Source organism: Novosphingobium subterraneum (assembly GCF_000807925.1).
Taxonomy (GTDB): Bacteria; Pseudomonadota; Alphaproteobacteria; order Sphingomonadales; family Sphingomonadaceae; genus Novosphingobium; species Novosphingobium subterraneum.
This window is the reverse complement of sequence record NZ_JRVC01000014.1, coordinates 20,564-39,184: the sequence shown is the minus strand read 5'-3', so window position 1 is coordinate 39,184 and position 18,621 is coordinate 20,564. Positions and strand designations below refer to the sequence as shown.

The following is an 18,621-nucleotide window of genomic DNA, read 5'->3' as shown; positions in this document are numbered from 1 at the left end:
ACTCAGGCTTTCGCGAAGGCAAGGCGGCGGCGCAGGGCGAGGAGCCAGATCGCGCCGATCAGGTCGAACAGGCCAAGGCAGGCGAACAGTGGCGCAAAGCCGATCTTGTCCGCGAACTGGCCGATGGCGAGCGAGAACAGCAGCCCGCCGGTCCATCCCGCCATGCCGACGAGGCCGTTGGCCTTGGCGATGTCGGACTTGGGGAAGACGTCGGCGGACAGGGTATTGATCAGCACCGAGATCACCTGATGGGCAAAACCGCCGATGGCGAGCAACCCGATTGCCGCATAGGGACTGGCGACAAGTCCGACGCAACCCGGTGCGATCATCAGCACGGCACCGATCCAGATGCCGGCAATGCGCGATCCTTCGAGCGACAAACCCTTCCAGCGCTGCAGCCAAGGCGCGAGATAGCCGCCAAGGATGCCGCCAGCGTCAGCCGCAAGGAACGGAACCCACGCGAAAAGGGCAATCTGGGTAAGATCCCAGCCGCGCTCCTTGGCGAAATAGAGCGGCACCCAGAAGCTGAACGTCTGCCATGCGGGTTCGGCAAGGAAGCGCGGGACGGCGATGGCCCAGTAGCGCCACGAGCCGACGATGGAACGGATCGTGGTTGCGGATACCGGGACAGGGCGCTGGCCCTCCTGAATCTCGGCCAGTTCCTCGGCACTGACATAAGTCGCATCCTGCGGCGAGCGATACCAGCGATACCACGCCACGGCGAAGATCAGCCCGATGCCTCCGGTGACGACGAAGGCGGCTTGCCAGCCATAGTGCTTGGCCAGCAGCGCGGCCATCACCGGCGCGATCACAGCGCCCAGCGCCGTGCCGGCGTTGAACCAACCCGTTGCCACAGATCGCTCTCGGTCAGGGAACCACTCGCCGATGGTCTTCATGCCCGCGGGGATCACCGCGGCTTCCGCCATGCCGAGCAGGCCACGAAATGCCGCGAGCGAGAGCCAGCCCCGCGCAAAGCCATGCGCCATGTTGGCGACGCTCCACGCCACCGCGAAAAGGGCAAAGCCTGCGGTCAGGCCGATCCGGTCGATCAGCATGCCGCCGATCGGCTGCATGATCGTGTAGGCCAACTGGAAGGCGCCGACGATGTAGGAATACTGCTCTGTGGTGATCTGCAGATCGAGCTTGAGCTGCGGCGCCAGCGCACCCAGTGAATTGCGCGCGATGTAGTTGAGGATGGTGCCCACCATCACCAGCACCAGGATGCGCAGCCGCGCCGATTTCCAGTTCATGCCTTGCGATCCTCTCCCCGCGCCTGGTCCTACCAGTTCCACATTGTTCCGTCCTCGAGCCGTGCGACGGGGAGGTATGCTGGTTTGTATGGGTATTTGGCGGCGAGTTTCTCGTCGATGTCGACGCCGTGTCCGGGGGTATCGCCGATGAAGAGTTCGCCCTTTTCGAAGTGGTAGTCGTGGGGGAAGACTTCGTCGGTTTCGGGGGTGTGGCGCATGTATTCCTGGATGCCGAAGTTGGGGACCCAGGTATCGAAGTGGAGGGCGCAGCCCATGGTGACGGGCGAGAGGTCGGTGGCGCCGTGGCAGCCGGTGCGGATCTGGTAGAGGCTGGCCAGATCGGCGATGCGGCGCAGGTGGGTGAGGCCGCCGGCACCGACGACGGTTGCGCGGATGTAGTCGATCAGCTGGTTCTGGATGAGATCCTTGGCATCCCAGATGGTGTTGAAGATCTCGCCCACGGCCAGCGGGGTGACGGTGTGCTGGCGCACCAGCCTGAAGGCTTCCTGGTTCTCGGCCGGGGTGCAGTCCTCCAGCCAGAACAGCTGGTAGGGCTCGAGCATCTTGCCAAGGTTGGCCGCTTCCTGCGGGGTGTAGCGGTGGTGGCCGTCATGCAGCAGGTGATGGTCGAAGCCGTAGGTCTTGCGCAGCTCCTCGAACATCTTCGGCACATAGTTCAGCGCCTTGCGCGTGTCCCACCCCGTGACCGAGGGCAGGGCAGCATCGGCCGGTTCGTAGTAGAGCTTGCCGCGGCCCACGCCATAGGCATCCTTGATGCCGGGCACGCCGGTCTGGGCGCGGATCGCCTTGTAGCCCATGTCGATGTAGTGGCCGACCGCTTCCACCGTCTCGGCAATGTCCGCGCCGTTGGCATGGCCATAGACCATGATCCCGTCGCGGCTGCGGCCGCCCAGCAACTGGTAGACCGGCATGCCGGCCATCTTGCCCTTGATGTCCCACAGCGCCATGTCGACCGCGGCGATCGCGCGCATGGTGACAGGTCCCCGGCGCCAGTAGGCCCCGCGATAGAGATACTGCCAGATGTCCTCGATGCGGCGCGGGTCCATGCCGATGAGGCAGGGGATGACGTGTTCTTCCAGATAGGCGACGACCGAAAGCTCGCGGCCGTTGAGGGTGCCATCGCCGATGCCGTAGACGCCCTGGTCGGTCTCGATCTTCAGCGTCACGAAGTTGCGGCCCGGGCAGGTGACGATGACGCGGGCGGCGGTGATTTTCATGGGGGACACTCGCTAAGGACAGGCGGATTGTGGTAATACCGATTGACGGACCGGTTTCGGTCTGTCAAGTTTCTTGAATTGGTAATACCAGAAAGTTTCCATGACAACTGGCAAATCACACGACCGGCTCTATCAGGATCTCGCCCGCTCGCTGCTCGATGAACTGGCCAGCGGGCGCTATCCGGTGGGCAGCCGCCTGCCGGCCGAGCGCGACCTTGCGCTGCGCTACGAGGTGAGCCGGCCGACGGTGCGCGAGGCGATCATCGCGCTCGAAGTGCAGGGGCTGGTCGAGGTGCGGGTCGGCTCGGGCGCCTATGTCAAGCGGCTGCCCGGCGAGAACGACCGTCCCGGCTTCAACGTGACCGCGTTCGAACTGACCGAGGCGCGGCTGCTGTTCGAGGGCGAGGCAGCGGCACTGGCCGCCACGCAGATGACCGACGAGGACCTTGCCGAGATCGAGGTGCTGGTCCAGCAGATCGCCGAGGAGAACCGGAGCCCCAACGGCACCGAGACCGCCGACCGCGCGTTCCACCTCGCCATTGCCAAGGCCACGCGCAACGTGGCGGTCTACAACACCGTGGCGCAGCTGTGGGACCTGCGCGGCACATCGCCCGAGGCCGCGCTCCTGCACGAGAAGGCCCGCCACGCCAACATCAAGCCGGTGGTCGAGGAGCATACCGCGATCCTCGAGGCCCTGCGCGCGCGTGACCCCAACGCCGCCCGCACCGCCATGCGCACCCACCTCTCCGCCGTGCTCGACGGCCTCCTCTTCGCCACCGAAGAACGACTCCTCGCCGAAGCACGAAGAGCAACACAAGCCAAACGCGATCGCTACGCCAAAGCCACGGCGTGAATTTCGCTGGATCACTTCAAATACGGTCTGAAAGAGTAGAAATGCCCCGCATACTTGAGCTTCATCCGGACCGGCTTTTGCCGGCCGATCCATCGGTGCGCGCGATTGCGCGCGAGCTTCATGCAAGCGTTGCGGGTTTGCCGATCGTCAGCCCGCATGGTCATACCGATCCGCGCTGGTTTGCGGGCAACGAGACCTTCGGCAATGCCACCGACCTGTTGCTGGTGCCCGACCACTACGTCTTCCGCATGCTCTATTCGCAAGGGGTGGCGCTGGAAGACCTTGGCGTGCGCAACAAGGCGGTCGATCCGCGCGCGGCATGGCGGCTGTTCGCCGAACGCTACTGGCTGTTTCGCGGCACGCCTTCGCGGATGTGGCTCGACTGGGTCTTCGCCGAGGCCTTCGGCATGGGCGTGCAGCTGGGCGCGGAGACTGCCGACCTCTATTTCGACACGATCACCGAGATGCTGGCCAGCGACAGCTTCCGCCCGCGCGCGCTGTTCGATCGCTACAACATCGAGGTCATCGCCACGACCGAGAGCCCGCTCGACACTCTGGAGCACCACGCCGCGATCCGCGCCGAGAACGCGCGCGCCGGCGGATGGCAGGGCCGCGTCATCACCGCCTATCGTCCCGATCCGGTGATCGACCCGGAGTTCGAGGGTTTTTCAGCGAACCTCGACCTGTTCTCGGGGCTGACCGGCGAGGACTGCCGCACGTGGGCCGGCTACCTTGCCGCCCACCGCCAGCGCCGCGCCTTCTTCAAGGACATGGGCGCGACCAGCACCGACCATGGCCATCCCACCGCAGCAACCGCCAACCTTTCCGCATCCGAAGCGGCTGCGCTGTTCGAGCGGGTGGTTTCGGGCGAGTTCCATTCCTCGGACGCCGAGCTGTTCCGCGCCCAGATGCTGACCGAGATGGCGGCGATGAGCCTGGACGATGGCCTTGTCATGCAGATCCACCCCGGGTCCTTCCGCAACCACAATGCCGCGCTGTTCGAACGCTTCGGGCGCGACAAGGGCGCCGACATCCCGACCCGCACCGACTTCGTCCATGCCCTGAAGCCCCTCCTCGACCGGTTCGGCAACGAGAAGGACCTCTCGATCATCCTCTTCACGCTGGACGAGAGCGCCTATGCCCGCGAACTCGCGCCGCTGGCCGGGCACTACCCCTGCCTCAAGCTCGGCCCGGCCTGGTGGTTCCACGACAGCCCGGAAGGCATGAAGCGCTTCCGCCAGATGACGACCGAGACGGCGGGCTTCTACAACACCGTCGGCTTCAACGACGATACCCGCGCCTTCCTTTCGATCCCGGCACGGCACGACGTTGCCCGGCGCATCGATTGCGGCTTCCTGGCACAGCTGGTGGCCGAGCACCGCATCGAGGACTGGGAAGCGGCAGAGCTTGCGCAGGACCTGTCGTACAATCTGGCGAAGAAGGCCTATAACCTGTGAAGCGCCTGTCCCCGGACACGCTGGCAGCCCTGCCCGCAGAGGTTGCTCGCCCGCTCTACGATCGCGAAAGCCAAGAGGTTGGCATCGTCCACTTCGGCATCGGCGCATTCCACCGCGCGCATCAGGCCTGGTACACCGATGCGGCGATGAATGCTGGTGACCGTGACTGGATGATCACCGGTGTCTCGCTGCGCTCGGCAGGCGTTGCGCGGCAGATGAACCCGCAAGGCGGGCTCTATACGGTGGCCGAGCAATCGGACGACGGGATGCGCGCGAGGATCGTGGGATCGGTCCGCAACGTGCTGGTGGCGAGCGAGGAACCCGATGCGGTGATTGCCGCCGTGGCTGCGCCTGCCACCCGCATCGTCAGCCTGACGGTGACCGAGAAGGGCTATTGCCGCAATCCTGTTGGCAGCCTCGACTTCGACCTCGCGCATTCCTTGAGCTTCTACTACTTCGTCACGCAAGGCCTGCTGGCGCGGGCCAAGGCGGGACTGCCCGGCGTGACGCTGCTGTCGTGCGACAACCTGGCCGAGAACGGCGCGATACTCGAGCGCCTGATGCGCCAGTACCTTGCCCGGCACGAGCCTGATCTGGTGGACTGGTTCGATCGGAACTGCACCTGCCCCGCGACGATGATCGACCGCATCGTGCCCGCCACGACCGACGAGGACCGCGCGGCGGTGGCAGCAGCGCTGGGCGGTCCTGAAGACGAGGCCTGCCAGGATGAAGCCTGCCAGGATGAAGCTTGTGTCGTCACCGAACCGTTCAGCCAGTGGGTGATCGAGGACCGCTTTGCGTCCCCGCGTCCGCGCTGGGAAGCTGTCGGCGCGCAGATCGTCTCCGAGGTTGCCCCTTACGAGACGGCCAAGCTGCGCATGCTCAACGGCGCGCACTCGCTGCTGGCATACTGCGGGCTCAGGGCGGGCCATGAATATGTCCACGAAGCCATTGCCGATCCTGCCTTGCGCAGCCTTGCCGAGCAGTTGATGCGCAACGAAGCCGCACCGACGATCGCGACCGCACCGGGGCAGGACCTTGCCGCCTATGCCGACGCCCTCATCGCCCGCTTCGCCAATCCCAGCCTCAACCACCGCCTGATCCAGATCGCCATGGACGGTTCGCAGAAGATCCCGCAGCGCTGGCTCGAGACGCTGGCGCACAACGAGAAACACGGCCGCACCTGCCCCGCCATACGCGAAGGCCTGACCGCCTGGATCCACCACCTGCAAGGCCACAACGGACCCGTCGACGACCCCCTCGCCGACAAACTCTCCCGCGCCGCCAAAAGCGCCGATCCCATGACCGCGCTGTTCGGTGAAGGCGGGCTGCTTACCAGCAGTTGGCGGCCGCAATAGCCTGATTGGCCCCATCCTGTAGCCGTCGGCTCGCAAGTTTGGGGCAGGTCTGATGAGATCCGCTACCGGCCGAGCGGGATACTGGCGAATTCCTGCCTGATCTCCTGCAGGGAACGTGCGTCGCGCCAAGTCATCCCGATTGGCTTCGATGCCGCGCCGGGGCCGGTCGATCCCCGTTCGGCAAAGCGCGCGTCTTGCGGGTGGAAGACGGTACCCATGGTCCCGTCCCTCGACGTTCCATTCATCGGCGCCCAATGGTCGGGATGGATATGCGCGTCCATGTGGCATTCGATGAAAAGCGCATGTCCGACAGCTTCAGGATCGGCGTAGCGGCCATCGGCAAAGCGCTTTGTCGGATGCCATGGTCGGGCGAGCGCGACCGAAGCGTCCGGCACGCCCGGCTCGCGCGTCAGGCGGCTGCGATAGATCACGAGGCCTGTAGACTGGGATAGAGGGGTGGAGGGCGCCGCAATGAAGGAATGAAACTCGCCCGGTGCGATTTCCGCGGCCCTCTTTCGCGTCCGGATTTCGCTGTCTTCGATCAGCAGCTGTCCGTTACCGAAGATGAAGTCGATATTGCCGGAAATCAGCGAGCGCGCGATCCAGGCCCGGCCGCCATTCGTGAAAAGGGTATCCTGATAGCCGAGTATCGCTGCATCGCTGATCGCCACGCTGTCGCTGGCCACATCGAGGAGAAGCGCAACGGCTTGCGGGTTGGCAATCTTGCCTTCATCGCTGCCTGCGAGCGCATCGTTGGCCAGATAGTCAAAGGTGTTCTCGATCGTGATGTCCGAAATGCGCACCTCGGCTGCATTGATCGTGAGCGTGGCGGATCCCGGCGTTCCCCAGTTGGCGCGGTGATAACGGCCCGATGTCTGTGCCACGGCGCCGAAGTGGAGGCGGCTGACGTTCCGCCCCGCCCCAACGATCTTGATGCGGTTGCGCCGGATCACGGGCTTCTCTTCGTAATCGCCCGGCATGACGCGGATCTCGATCCATCGTTCGGACTGATCCCGCTCGGCCGCGTTCAGGGCGAGCTGCAGCGAGGTGTAGCAAGGCAAGGCAGACCGAGTGCAGTCCCGTGCAACAGCGTATGTATCGGCGGCAGGACTGGCCACAGCGGACGCTCCGCCGAGCAGTGCTGCGGCGAGGACTCCCAAGCAGAACTTCATCGCCCATCCCCAGTCTGGCTGGAACTCAGAAGGGCACGCAGAAACCGGTCGATCCTGCGCGCGGTAGGTGTCAGCCACGGCTCAAAAAGCCAGAAATCGTGTGGGGCATCGACCAGATCATATACTTCCGTCCGCGTTCCATGGCTTTTCAGCGCCGCCAGCACAGCCACTCTCCCTGCGGTAAAACGCGGGATGCCGCTCCCGAGGATCAGGGTCGGCGGAGACCTCGGCGAAACATGATGCGCGGCACTTGCGTCGATCCAGGTCTGCGGGGCGCTTTCGAACGATCCACCGACCCATTGCGCAAAGGGCGACTTGCCGCCCGCCGCATTCTCGAACTGCAACGCCAACGGATCGGTCATGTCGAGCACCCCGTCGAGATCGATCAGGGCTGCGACTGGTACCATGCGGCCCGCCTCGTCGGTGCGTAACCTTGCGTCATATGCGAGCAAAGCCGCCATCTGCCCGCCGGATGACGCTCCGCCTACAGCTATCCAACCGGGCTTGATGCCAAAGTGAGCCGCATTGTCGTGCACCCAGCGCAGGGCGTCTGCCGCATCGGTCATTCCCGAAGGATACCCGGCTTCGGGCGCCAGACGATACTCGGGAAGAATTACGGTATGGCCCAGTCCGGCGAGGCGGCTGGCCAGTGCGTAAAAGTGGCTCTTGTCGCCCGATCGCCAGGCACCTCCGTGAACCAGCACCAGTGCAGTGCCCAGCCGTCGTTTCTGCGACGGCAGGAATACATCAAGGCCAAGGCTGCGATCAGACAGGCGCTTGTAGGAACGGTCGAACAGGATCTCCTGTCCCTCGGCAAGGGTCACTGCCGGCCAGGTGATCCCGCTGTACTGATCTTTGTACCGCTCGAAGCGCTGGGCGACGGTATAGCTGTCGTCCACCTCTCTTGCGGTTGCCGGCAACGAACCGGTCAACCCGCAGGCAGCTGCAGCCGCAAGTGCCATCCTCAACAGCGTCATCAACCGGCCGCTTTCATGCAAGGGGGCCGCCCGCGAGGGGATTTGCGGACGGCCCAGTCATCGTCAGAACTGGTAGCGCGCTCCGACGAACCACTGCGCCCCCGTCCGCGAGAACTCGCGGCCCAGATACTGGCTGCCGTCGCCGGTGCCGTATATCCGCTCCTTCTCGTTCGTGATGTTGATGCCCTGTACCGTCAGGGTCAACTTTGGCGTGATGTTGTAATAAGCCGACAGGTCGACATGGGTCGGACCGTACTTGCGCTCCTGAACGTGGCCGTTTCCGCCCGGTTCACTCAACAGATAGTCATCGCGCTTGTTCACCGAAACGCGAATGCCCATGCTACCGGTGTCAAAATAGCCGGTGAAATTGTACGAATTGGGCGAAAGGCCCGTTGAGTCACGCGCCGATACATGGGTGTAGTTCGATGCCACGCCAAAGTAGGACAGGACGCCCGGCAGGAACGTGAACGGCGCGTTGAGCGTGACTTCGACACCCTTCACGCTGTTGCCGCCAGGGGTGTTGACCGCCTGGAAGAAGGTGTAGGGCACCTTGGCCGGATCGGCATTGTAGGATGCGTCATAGCGGGGATCGGCGTAGATCGCCTGCCAGTATTCCTGCGGCACCGGCTTGGTCACCACAGCAGTGCTGAGCGAGCTGATGATATCCTTCTTGAACAGACCGACAGCGACCAGTCCGCCCTTGCTGAAGTACCACTCCAGCCCGACGTCGTAATCGTTGGAAAGGTACGGCTTGAGGTCCGGATTGCCGAGATTGCCGACGGTCCTTGTGGTGTATTCGAAGGTCGGGGCGGCGATGTTGAGCGAGCCCAGCCCCGGCCGCGTCATCGATCGGGCATATGCGGCTCGCGCCACGATGTCGGGAGTGATGTTCAGCGCCAGATTGAGCGAAGGCAGGAAATTGTCATAGCTGCGCTTCACCGAAACCGCAGAACCGGCAATGGTTGCCCGAGAATCGATGTTGGTCTTCACGTAGCGGACGCCACCGTTGGCGCGCAGAACCATCCCGCCGAGGTCGAACTCCCCGGTAACTTCGCCGTAGCCGCCCAGTGTCTTCTCGATCACTTCCCAGCCCGCAGCCGTATTGGGCGTGTAAGTATCGGAGATCAGGTTGGACGCGCCAACCTTGTCGAAATCGAAGACGGCGAATGTCGGCAGGCCACCCGAGACGACGCCCTTGCCGAAGTTGGAGATGGGGAACGGTTGCAGGTAAGTCTGCGGCGCAAAGCTGGGCAAGTTGCCCTGCGCTTCGGAATAGGCCACCGACCTGCGGCTGTAGGCCACGCCGGTGCGAGCGGTTATGTTGCCAGCCTCGAGAACCAGGTTGCCCTTGGTGGTAAAGTTGTCCTTGATCACCTTGTTCAGGCGGTTGGCCGCTGTCAGCGCATTGATGAAGTTTGCAGCGTTGTTCGGATCGTAGTTGCCATAGTTGAGGACCGGCACGTCCTGGTTCTTGGTGAAGTCATACGAGTAGAAGTGCGGGACTGATCGTGCATAGAAGCGCAGCTCCTCGCGGTCGGCCGCGTCGCGCGCCTTGCCAGCCATGACATCAAGCTTGAGGTTGTCCGACGCCTGCCACTTGGCCGAAGCCACATACTGCTGGAACTTCGAAACCGAAGTCTGGTGACGACTTTCGTACCACGAAGTGACATCGTCAAACGACGCGGCAATCAATTGCTTGCCGTCTGGCGCGATCGTGAACGAACGGGGCGTCTGTCCGACGAAATTGCCGGCCGGACCATGTGTCAGCAGCCACTCCATCGAGTTGTAGCTGAGACGGTCGTTTTCCAGGCGCGAGAAGAGCCCGTCGAAGCTGACTTCCAAGGTGTCCGTCGGACGGAACTGCAGCGAGCCGGTCAGGCCGAGACGCTTCTGGTTGTTGCCGAAGAAATCGCCGCGAGGCAGTCGCGGCGCCCAAAGGCAGTCCAGATTGTCGGCAGCCGGGCAGTCCACCGGCGTCCCGGACACGACGGGATTGGTGTCAGCCCAGCTGTCGCCATTAACGAACGGCGATGTCCAGCGGACCGAGCCGAAGCCTTCCTGATAAACGGTGCGTTCCGAGTAGGCGGCAGACACCAGCACGCCGACCCTGCCATCGGCAAACTGATCGGAAAGCATGGCGGTGACGCGGGGATCGACCTTGCGGGTAATCGAATTGTAGCCGCCCTGCGCCGAGATCACGGCTTGCGGCTTGTTGAAATCGAACGGCTTTGCCGAATAGAGATCGACTGTACCGGCGATGCCGCCCTCTTCGATCGATGCTCGCTGCGTCTTCTGGACATCGACCCGGTTGAACAGCTCCGATGCAAAGATATGGAAGTCGAACGCACGGCCGGCATTGATGGTGAAACCGCCCGAGTCCAGACCGTCGCTGCTGGCAGGAACCTCCATTCCGTTGAGTGTCGTGCGCGTGAAATCCGGGGCAAAGCCACGCAGGGTGATGTTGCGACCTTCGCCACCTTCGCGGGAGATCGCGACGCCCGGCAGGCGCTGAATGGACTCCGAAAGGTTGAGGTCCGGCATCTTGGCCATGTCCTCGGCCAGAATGCTCTCGGTCAGGTTGATTGACTTGCGCTTGATGTCCTGGGCGCGAACCAGGCTGCCGCGAAAGCCGCTCACGACGATTTCCGGCTGCTGCGCAGGAGCGTCCTGCATGGCTTCCTCGGGCGCAGCAGCAGGAGCGGTGGCGGCCGCCACCGGTGTCATTTCGCTAACTGGGGTCAACGCGGACGCGCGTGTCAGGGCCACTGGCCGAGACGTCACCGTGGTCGACGGACTTCTCGTGACGATGGCATAAGATCCGTTGCCGAGCTGGCGCGCGGCAAGACCCGTCCCTGAAAGCAGTCGGTCAAGCGCCTCGCCAACGCTCATTTCGCCGCGAACGGCGTTGGTGCGGATCGAACGCGTTACCTTTCTGGCGGCAATGACCTGAACATCGCCCTGTCGGCCAAGGATGCTGATCGCCGTTTCGGCGGGTTGCGCATCGATGGAGAACTGCCGGGTCTGCGCAGCGGCTTCGGCTTGTGAGGAGACCGCACAAACAATAGCTGACGAAGCTAGCAGTATATTTCTCGAAACCGACATCAATCCCTCCCATATTCAGGCTTGCCAGGCTTTTGATTGTGCCTGTGCAAACAAGAGCTCCCAGAAACAAAAATCCTTCCAAAAAAGATTTGCTTCCGATCTTTTTTCAGGTCGCCTACTCTATTCTGATAATTCCCGGCTCGGCAGTATTTATGCGGACCCCAAGGCTTGCTTTGACCGCTTCTGCGAAACCATCCGGATCGTTTACACGAAACAGACCGTCGAATTGTTCGGCTGCGATCGCCGGATCGGCGATGACGATCTGGCGCCGGTTATAGCGGTTGAATTCCTCGGCAGCGCTGGAGAGAGGCGTGCCGTTCAGATCGATCATTCCGCTGCGCCACGCCAGCGCGCGGTCGACGTTGGTAGACTGACCGGTTTCGAAATCGACCAGCGCACTGGCGCCGACGATCGCCCGGTCCCCGCCCTTCAAGGTCAGCTTCAGGTTGCTGTCGTGCCTTGCGGAAGTCTCGACCACGCCTTCTGTCACGAGCACTTCCACCGCCGTTCCCCGGGTCCTGACCGAGAACGCCGTGCCGACCGCGCGAACCTGGACGTCGCCGACCTGGACAATGAACGGCCGCTTGGCATCCTTGGCGACCTCAAACCAAGCCTCGCCCTGCAGCAGGGCGATCTGGCGAACGTCCTGTGCAAGGTTCACCTTGATCTGGCTGGCAGAGTTCATCGTCATCACCGAACCGTCGGCCAGTGGTAACCGCCGGATCTCGCCCACCCGCGTCTCGAAATCAGTGGCACCGTCTCCCAGCCAGAAAGCAAGGTAACCACCAACCACCGAAGCGGCAGCAGCGCCCATCAACCCACGGCGAGTCCAGCGACCGGCGGATGAAATCGCAAGCGGTGCTGATGGCTCTTCATTCTTGGAGTCTGTGGCGGCCGAAGCTGGGTCGAGTGCAACCCATTCGGCTTCCATGCGCAGCAACAGGCCACGACGGGCGGGGACCTCATCGAGCCAGGTCTGCAGCGTTGCCTCGTCCGTTGCCGTCCAGGCGCCGGAGTCCATTCGCGCTATCTGCCCCGCGATGAAGTCCTCGTCCGAGGATCGGGTGCTGTTGACGGGCGAAGTCATGTCCGACCTCCACGCCGTGCGGTGGGCCGTGCCGTTCCGCTTATCAGCGCATCGACTTCCGCCTCGGTCTGCTGCCATGCCTGACGGACTGCCCGAACCCCAGTCCAGATCTGTTTCTCTACGGCTTTTTCCGTAATGCCGAGATGCGCGGCGATTTCCTTCTGCGACCAGCCCTGCAGCTTGCGCAGTTCAACCACTTGCCGGCAACGTTCAGGGAGGCCCGCGATAATGGCGAGGACGCGTTGGTAATCTAGGCGGCTCTCGGTCTGACGTTCCGGAGACTGCAGGGAATCGTCGCTGACGCATTCGATGTCTGCGACGACGTCCAGCGCGACGATCTGCTGTCGCTTGATGCGGCGCAGCACCAGGTTTCTGGCTACGGAGTAAAGGTACGCTACCGGATGCTCGATGTGATCGACCGCCGGGAGCATTGCAATTCTGCAGTAGGCTTCTTGCATGACCTCGTCGATCTCCTCGCCGGGCAAGCGGGACCGCGCAAGCCACCCCCGAACCTGCCGCTCATGCGGCAGCAGGTGTTGCGCAACCCACGTTGCCCTCTGGCGACGTTTCGCCAGCTCCGTGTTCGCCTCGCCTCTCGTAGCATCCTCCTGTGCGGCCGATTTTCGACCTTGCACCATATAAGAGTCACCGGATCGCCTAATCCTTCCGCCAAGAAAAATTTTTTAGCAGCAGAAAGAGTCGACGTAACGATTACGGGTGCGGCGGACCCGAAAGCCGTACTCTTGGGTCATAGAATGGGAGATCATCGAAGCACTGACCGACGAACAGGTCTTCTGCACATACACTGGTACCCTGCACGACTGGAGCATCCTATCGTTACAAGCCAGCAATGCGCTCGGCGCAATTGTGGGAAAGGTACAAAGCTGAGCGCGGCTTACCGCGAATGTGGTGAGATTCCGCCTGCACCCAGAACAGACAGATCGATCTTATCAATGCTCGACGCGCCGGTAATTGCCATAATCTCGGCGAGTTCGGCCTGCAGCAACTTCAGCACACGCTCCACCCCCTGAGAGCCCCCCTTGGTCAAGCCCCAAAGCACAGGCCGGCCGACAAGAACGGCACGTGCGCCAAGTGCCAAGGCCCGCAGAACGTCGGCGCCTGTACGAATGCCGCTGTCTGCATAGACTTCAATGTCCCGCCCAACGGCCTCAACGATTGCCGGTAGCGCGTGGGCCACCGGTTGTGAATGGCGCAGGCCCTGGCCAGCGTGATTGGAAACGATCAGCGCGCTTGCACCATGATCACGAGCGCGCAAGGCATCGTCGGGCCGGATCACGCCCTTGAGGACCAGCGGCAGGTCTGAAAGTCCGCGCATCCATTCCACATCTGCCCAGGTTGCAGCAGCGTCGGGAAAAGTTGCCCCCATCGGCCGATCTGCGTAGTCGCGAACGGCGTACATCTTGTGCTCCGGTTCCTGCCATCGCTGGAACAGCGCTTGCGCGGCAAGGCGCATGGGCCTGGGGAATGCCGGCATCACCGGAAGATCTACCGTGAAGCACAAAGCCGAAGCCCCTGCGGCTACGGCCCGATCAATCACGTCCTTTACCACGCCGCGATCGCGCATGAAGTAAACCTGCTGCCAGTATCGCCCGCTTGCTACCGCCCCCACGGCCTCTGGTGGACGCGTGCCCATCATGCTGAGCGTGGTGATCGTACCGGCCGCCACTGCCCCCCGCGCGGTTGCCACCTCCCCTTCAGGATCCACCAGCGTCGAGCCGACGAACGGCGCGGTCATGATCGGCATCGCGATCTTCTGTCCCAGCACCGTGGCAGTGGTATCGATGTGCGAGACGTCGACCAGCGCCCGCGGCCGCAGGTGCAGCGCCTGCCATGCTGCCATGTCGTCGTACAGCGTGCGCTCCATGCCGACGTTATTGACGAAGTCGCGGTAGGCCTCGGGCATCAGCGGCTCTGCCGCCGCGCGAAACTCGACCACGTCGAGAAGGTCCTCCTGCTGCGTCACCTGCTCGAAGACAGTCTTTGCCATGATGCCCGCTCCTTTTCTGTCAGCCCGGCTTGCGCTCGGCGATGGTCGGCAGGCGGCGGATCGGCTCGATCGTGATCGCGCGGAAGTACGTCTCTGCCCCCTCCGACTGCAGCTGGATCTTGCCTGCCGTCAGCGGGATCGTCCGGCCCTTGGCGTCCTTGGTGGTAAGGTTGGTCGCCGCCATCACCGGTACGCCGTTGACGACGTGGATCGACCTGTCACCGAAGACATAGAGGTCGAGCGAGTTCCACTCGCCGAGCGGCCTTTCCGCGTCGGTCCCGGCATCGACGTTCCACGTCGGGAAGCTCAAATTCGAGGGCAGGCCACCATGGAAGTAGCGGCGGCTCGGATAGGGAATCGACGGATCATTGGCGACCGCCACTGTCGCCCCCACGCGCCAGTCCACTGTCTCGAATGAGGGCTTGCCCTTCGAATCGCCGACCGTTAGCAGCATGCCGACCGAGTGCGGCACCACCTCGAACTCGATCGCGCTCATCCACGTGCCGAAGAACGCGCCATAGGCTCCGTGCGAGTGATAGAGGACGCCGTTATTGCGCGGCATCGGCATCCAGGTGTTCGCGCCCCACTTGTATTCGACGTGGAGGTGGTAGTTGCGGTGGGCCTCCTTTGTGATCAGCCCGCCGAACAGTTTGCCGCTGGAATAGATCGCCGGCGCACCGTCTTCCTGGACGACCTTGAACACGCCGTAGGTATCGTGATTGAGCCCGATCGGCGCGCTGCTGGGCGTCCCGTAAGTCGTGGCTGGCACGGTGTAACCAAGCCAGCTATCCCACCCGGTCAGATCGCGACCATTGAAAAGCTTTTTCGGCGCGGCCCTGTTGCGCGGCAGGTTCGTGAGGATGAGATCCTGCTTGCGGTAGGCCGGATCCTTGGCGATTGCCGCCTTCTGTTCGGGCGTCGAACCATCAGGCGGGCCATCGGCAGCAATCGCGCCGGCAGGAGCAACCAGGGCAAGGCTGCAGGCAAATTTGGCAGCCAGAATGCAATGACGTGCGGACATTTGGGGAAACTCCATCAAAGCGAGAAATCAGTGGGCCCAGGCACTCGCGGCCAGATCGAATGGCGATGCCGTCAGCGCAATCAGCGCGGCATCGGATTGGAGGTCGATGGTCGCGGGACGCTCGCAGGTGGATTCAAGGTCAATCACCGAATTCGTCGTGGCTGACCTGACGATGGCCTCCATCACTTCAACCGAGTGGACGATGAACTCGGCCCCGGTGCGGTGTCTGCTGCCGGTGCGGATCGCGAGTGCGAGATCGACGAGCCCTGCGCCGCGATAATCGGCCACCGCTCGCCCTGTGTGGTCATGCCGGTTGGGCGTAGCAAAGCCCTGATCGGCGGTAACGAGGCCCATGCGCGGCTCAGGCGGCGCAATCACCGCAGGCTCTCCCCCGAAGAACATTGGGTCGGCCATGGCCAAAATGCCGTCTGACCCGAATAGTTCGCCTGGCCGCAGCGTAGGCACCACAACGTCGAGCGAGATGATGAAGCTGACCGAGGCTTCGGCAAATTCAAGCACAGTGTTGAACGTTGTGTCGACAGTCACCGGAAAAGGCGTGCCCTGACGAGGGCCACGCAGGATGGTACGCTCTGACTTGCCTGCGCCCGAAACGGAGAAAACGCGCTTCACGGGGCCGAGCAGGTTGATCCACATCGTGGTGTAATAGGGGCCGGCATCATACGGCGGCTCACCCCCCGGACGGTAGAATGCCTCCGGGCTCGGGTGGAACAACTCAAGGCCTGGCAGCCCGAGGAACGAGGTGCCGAACACCGGCTTCCCAATCGCGCCCGCATCGAGCGCCTTGCGCGCTGCCTGATGTGCGCTGCCATAGAAGGTGTCCGGTGCCGAACCGATCAGCAGGCCCCGGCGCTCGGCAAGGTCCGCGAGCCGCCGCGCCGCGCCGAGCGACAGGGCGAAGGGCTTTTCTGAATAGACATGCTTGCCTGCCTCAAGCGCAGCGCCGTTGATCTCCTCGTGCGCCACGCCCGGGGTGAGATTGACGACAAGCTCGATCGCTTCGTCGGCCAGCAGCTGCGCCACCGAAACGGCCCGTGCTCCGAAAGCGGTGGCCTTCTCGGCAATTGCCTGAGGATCACGCGTGGCTATTGCACGCAGATCCAGCGCAGGCGAACGCGTAATCGCGTTGAGATAGACCGGGCTGATATCGCCCGCGCCGACGACACCGATCCTGACAGGCTCCATCCAATCCTCCCGGGCAGCCATCAGGCATGCTTCGCCAATGCCACAATTTAATCGTTGATTAGATTATCTTGCGACGAAGTCAATCGTCCTGCGTCCGGATGCGGCTGGCGCGGATGAGCAGACTTGCCTTAAGCGTTTCGCCCTCCGCCAGCATCGCCATCTTTTCGGGCGCGCGGTTGATGGCATCAGTCGGATGGCTGAGCGGTTCGACGCAGAAAAAATCTGCATCCCGCCCGACATAGACACCGGTACAGGGCAGTCCATCGGACGGTTCCATCTCGATCAGCAGGCCATCAGCAGGTCTCTGGATTGTCAGCTTCCCCTTGCGGCCTTCCTGAATCGTGTCGACCACGCGGCTCGTCATCGGAGCACCTTGCCACCAGTCCACCGCCCTGCCCGCATCGACCAGCGACTGCGGTAGCCCATCAGGCGAAGTTTCCCACTCACCGCGATGCAGGCCATGGTACACGGCGCTGTCATCGCCTGGAAAATACGGATGAAAGCCCAGTCCCGCCGGCATGGGGCTGCTGCTGAGGTTGGTCACGCTCATGCGAATCCGCACGCCGTCGGCCGCCACCGTCACTTGCTGCTCAGCCCGATAGCGCCACGGCCACACCCCTTCGTCGTAATCGTGGACCAGCCGGATTGACGCGCCATCAAGCGCCATCACCTGCCACGGCCGCACCCAGCCATAGCCGTGCAACGCGTGCGGATGCCAAGTATCCGGAAAGTTGGACGGCAGTCTATGCTCGACCCCATCTGCCGCGAAGCGCCCCAGCGCGATGCGATTGCAGAACGGAACGATGGGAAAGCACGCCGCGTCCAGAATGTGCCCGGTCCGCGCTTTGCGGAAGACTGGCAGCCCCCTCCAGTCCAGACTGCGCAGCGAACCGCCGACCTGCGGCGCAATCGTCACTTCGTAATTCGACGTCGCAAGCGTCAGCAGACCGTATTTATCCATGACAACATTTTGATCATTGATCAGATTGGCTGGCAAGCCGGTCGACACAATCTGTTGAAAGGCCTGCGGTCCACCAACCCTATTGCGCGATGGCGGTCGGTTTCGGTCTGGCAAGAAGGTGGTTTGCTGTTAGGGAAGCAATGCGATAATCCACCATTTTCCCGGTGGCCCGAGAGATTGATGCCCGCCAAGAAGCCCTATCACCGCGAAAACCTGCGCCGCGATCTGCTCGATGCCGGCCGCGAATACGTGCGGCAGCATGGGCACCACGGGTTATCGATCCGCACCTTGGCGCAGCAGGTCGGTGTCTCGCCGGGCGCACCCTACCACCATTTTCCTGACCGCCGCTCACTTCTGCTGGCATTGGCCATCGAAGGCTTTGAGGAAATGCTTGACGGCGCGGAGCAAGTCCGCCGCAGCACCGTCACCCCTGCGGAAAAGCTCAGCCGCATGGGCCTGCTGTTCATCCGCTTTGCCGAAACCAACCCCTTTCTGCTCGACCTCATGTACGAGAGCGAGCTGACCTCGCCAGTACTCGACCCGGCGCTGCTCGATTACCAGCTCAAGGGGCATTTCAACCTGCGTGATCACCTGCGGGCAGCACTCCCCGGCGTGACCGACGACGAGGCCGATTTGCGCGTGATCGCCTTCTGGTCGGCGATTTACGGGTTCTCGTCGATGCGCAAGAAGGGCGTGATCCGGCCGAGCGAGAGCGCCGTGCCGACTGTCGACATCGCCGAGGCCATTGTCGCCCGTGCAACTTTGGCCGCTCTGGCAAACTGAACTCTCCGACATGCTGAACCACGGCGCATCGCCGCGCCTGCGCCATCGCGCCTTTCTGCAATCAGAGCAGTGATTAGATTTACGCTTGACGCACAGGTGCCACCTATCTAATCGGCGATCAAATGGACCGACCATCAAGGTGTCGGCCGTC

15 protein-coding genes are annotated in these 18,621 nt (G+C 63.0%); 4 read left to right on the top strand and 11 right to left on the bottom strand.

Annotated features, from left to right (window positions below; translation table 11 throughout):
* Positions 1-2 precede the first annotated feature (2 nt).
* Together NJ75_RS14205 and manD are read right to left on the bottom strand one after the other, a co-directional pair.
* Positions 3-1,250 (bottom strand): MFS transporter, encoded by a 1,248-nt coding sequence (locus tag NJ75_RS14205; RefSeq protein ID WP_039335599.1) that lies wholly within the window; start codon positions 1,248-1,250, stop codon positions 3-5.
* 29 nt (positions 1,251-1,279) lie between these two features.
* Positions 1,280-2,488, bottom strand: a complete 1,209-nt coding sequence (gene manD / locus NJ75_RS14200; protein ID WP_039335596.1) for a D-mannonate dehydratase ManD — start codon at positions 2,486-2,488, stop codon at positions 1,280-1,282.
* 100 nt (positions 2,489-2,588) lie between these two features.
* Between manD and NJ75_RS14195 the strand changes: the two genes are divergently transcribed.
* From NJ75_RS14195 to NJ75_RS14185, 3 genes are read left to right on the top strand one after another with little or no spacing between them, the layout of a single operon-like run.
* Positions 2,589-3,341 (top strand): FadR/GntR family transcriptional regulator, encoded by a 753-nt coding sequence (locus NJ75_RS14195; RefSeq protein ID WP_039335594.1) that lies wholly within the window; start codon positions 2,589-2,591, stop codon positions 3,339-3,341.
* A gap of 41 nt (positions 3,342-3,382) precedes the next feature.
* Positions 3,383-4,798: a glucuronate isomerase gene (gene uxaC / locus NJ75_RS14190; protein WP_039335592.1), complete on the top strand. Its 1,416-nt coding sequence runs from the start codon at positions 3,383-3,385 to the stop codon at positions 4,796-4,798.
* Positions 4,795-6,156, top strand: coding sequence for a mannitol dehydrogenase family protein (locus NJ75_RS14185; RefSeq protein ID WP_052242511.1), 1,362 nt, complete (start codon positions 4,795-4,797; stop codon positions 6,154-6,156). The genes uxaC and NJ75_RS14185 overlap by 4 nt, the downstream gene beginning before the upstream one ends.
* 62 nt (positions 6,157-6,218) lie before the next feature.
* Here NJ75_RS14185 and NJ75_RS14180 read toward each other — a convergent pair whose 3' ends face one another.
* The 9 genes from NJ75_RS14180 to NJ75_RS14140 form a co-directional block, all read right to left on the bottom strand.
* The gene (locus NJ75_RS14180; RefSeq protein ID WP_039335590.1) at positions 6,219-7,328 is read right to left on the bottom strand and encodes a pectinesterase family protein; all 1,110 of its coding nucleotides are present in this window, start codon (positions 7,326-7,328) and stop codon (positions 6,219-6,221) included.
* On the bottom strand, positions 7,325-8,290 hold the full coding sequence (locus NJ75_RS14175; RefSeq protein ID WP_039335589.1) for an alpha/beta hydrolase: 966 nt from the start codon (positions 8,288-8,290) through the stop codon (positions 7,325-7,327). Before NJ75_RS14175 ends, NJ75_RS14180 begins: the two co-directional genes overlap by 4 nt.
* Positions 8,291-8,368: 78 nt before the next feature.
* Positions 8,369-11,407 (bottom strand): TonB-dependent receptor, encoded by a 3,039-nt coding sequence (locus NJ75_RS14170; protein WP_039335587.1) that lies wholly within the window; start codon positions 11,405-11,407, stop codon positions 8,369-8,371.
* 115 nt (positions 11,408-11,522) lie between these two features.
* Positions 11,523-12,494 carry a FecR family protein gene (locus tag NJ75_RS14165; protein WP_039335586.1) on the bottom strand — a complete coding sequence of 324 codons (972 nt, stop codon included), beginning with the start codon at positions 12,492-12,494 and terminating at the stop codon, positions 11,523-11,525.
* A complete protein-coding gene (locus NJ75_RS14160) occupies positions 12,491-13,024 on the bottom strand; it encodes an RNA polymerase sigma factor (RefSeq protein ID WP_039335773.1) in 534 nt (177 codons plus the stop codon). Before NJ75_RS14160 ends, NJ75_RS14165 begins: the two co-directional genes overlap by 4 nt.
* Before the next feature lie 365 nt (positions 13,025-13,389).
* A complete protein-coding gene (locus tag NJ75_RS14155; RefSeq protein ID WP_052242510.1) occupies positions 13,390-14,502 on the bottom strand; it encodes an alpha-hydroxy-acid oxidizing protein in 1,113 nt (370 codons plus the stop codon).
* 19 nt (positions 14,503-14,521) lie between these two features.
* Complete coding sequence (locus tag NJ75_RS14150) at positions 14,522-15,523, bottom strand: 3-keto-disaccharide hydrolase (protein ID WP_052242509.1); 1,002 nt, start codon at positions 15,521-15,523, stop codon at positions 14,522-14,524.
* 27 nt (positions 15,524-15,550) lie between these two features.
* Entirely contained in the window at positions 15,551-16,726 is a 1,176-nt protein-coding gene (locus NJ75_RS14145) for a Gfo/Idh/MocA family protein (RefSeq protein ID WP_169745725.1), read from the bottom strand.
* Positions 16,727-16,805: 79 nt separating this feature from the next.
* A complete protein-coding gene (locus tag NJ75_RS14140; RefSeq protein WP_156135809.1) occupies positions 16,806-17,687 on the bottom strand; it encodes an aldose 1-epimerase in 882 nt (293 codons plus the stop codon).
* A 180-nt stretch (positions 17,688-17,867) separates the two neighbouring features.
* On the opposite strand from NJ75_RS14140, the gene NJ75_RS14135 reads away from it, so the two are divergent.
* Positions 17,868-18,470: a TetR/AcrR family transcriptional regulator gene (locus NJ75_RS14135; protein ID WP_039335583.1), complete on the top strand. Its 603-nt coding sequence runs from the start codon at positions 17,868-17,870 to the stop codon at positions 18,468-18,470.
* Positions 18,471-18,621: the final 151 nt, after the last annotated feature.

Excerpts from the sequence above, each read along its gene's own strand:
- NJ75_RS14205 (WP_039335599.1), bottom strand. The coding sequence starts at position 1,250 with ATGAACTGGAAATCGGCGCGGCTGCGCATCCTGGTGCTGGTGATGGTG.
- manD (WP_039335596.1), bottom strand. The coding sequence starts at position 2,488 with ATGAAAATCACCGCCGCCCGCGTCATCGTCACCTGCCCGGGCCGCAAC.
- NJ75_RS14195 (WP_039335594.1), top strand. The coding sequence starts at position 2,589 with ATGACAACTGGCAAATCACACGACCGGCTCTATCAGGATCTCGCCCGC.
- uxaC (WP_039335592.1), top strand. The coding sequence starts at position 3,383 with ATGCCCCGCATACTTGAGCTTCATCCGGACCGGCTTTTGCCGGCCGAT.
- NJ75_RS14180 (WP_039335590.1), bottom strand. The coding sequence starts at position 7,328 with ATGAAGTTCTGCTTGGGAGTCCTCGCCGCAGCACTGCTCGGCGGAGCG.
- NJ75_RS14175 (WP_039335589.1), bottom strand. The coding sequence starts at position 8,290 with ATGGCACTTGCGGCTGCAGCTGCCTGCGGGTTGACCGGTTCGTTGCCG.
- NJ75_RS14170 (WP_039335587.1), bottom strand. The coding sequence starts at position 11,407 with ATGTCGGTTTCGAGAAATATACTGCTAGCTTCGTCAGCTATTGTTTGT.
- NJ75_RS14165 (WP_039335586.1), bottom strand. The coding sequence starts at position 12,494 with ATGACTTCGCCCGTCAACAGCACCCGATCCTCGGACGAGGACTTCATC.
- NJ75_RS14155 (WP_052242510.1), bottom strand. The coding sequence starts at position 14,502 with ATGGCAAAGACTGTCTTCGAGCAGGTGACGCAGCAGGAGGACCTTCTC.
- NJ75_RS14150 (WP_052242509.1), bottom strand. The coding sequence starts at position 15,523 with ATGTCCGCACGTCATTGCATTCTGGCTGCCAAATTTGCCTGCAGCCTT.
- NJ75_RS14145 (WP_169745725.1), bottom strand. The coding sequence starts at position 16,726 with ATGGAGCCTGTCAGGATCGGTGTCGTCGGCGCGGGCGATATCAGCCCG.
- NJ75_RS14140 (WP_156135809.1), bottom strand. The coding sequence starts at position 17,687 with ATGGATAAATACGGTCTGCTGACGCTTGCGACGTCGAATTACGAAGTG.
- NJ75_RS14135 (WP_039335583.1), top strand. The coding sequence starts at position 17,868 with ATGCCCGCCAAGAAGCCCTATCACCGCGAAAACCTGCGCCGCGATCTG.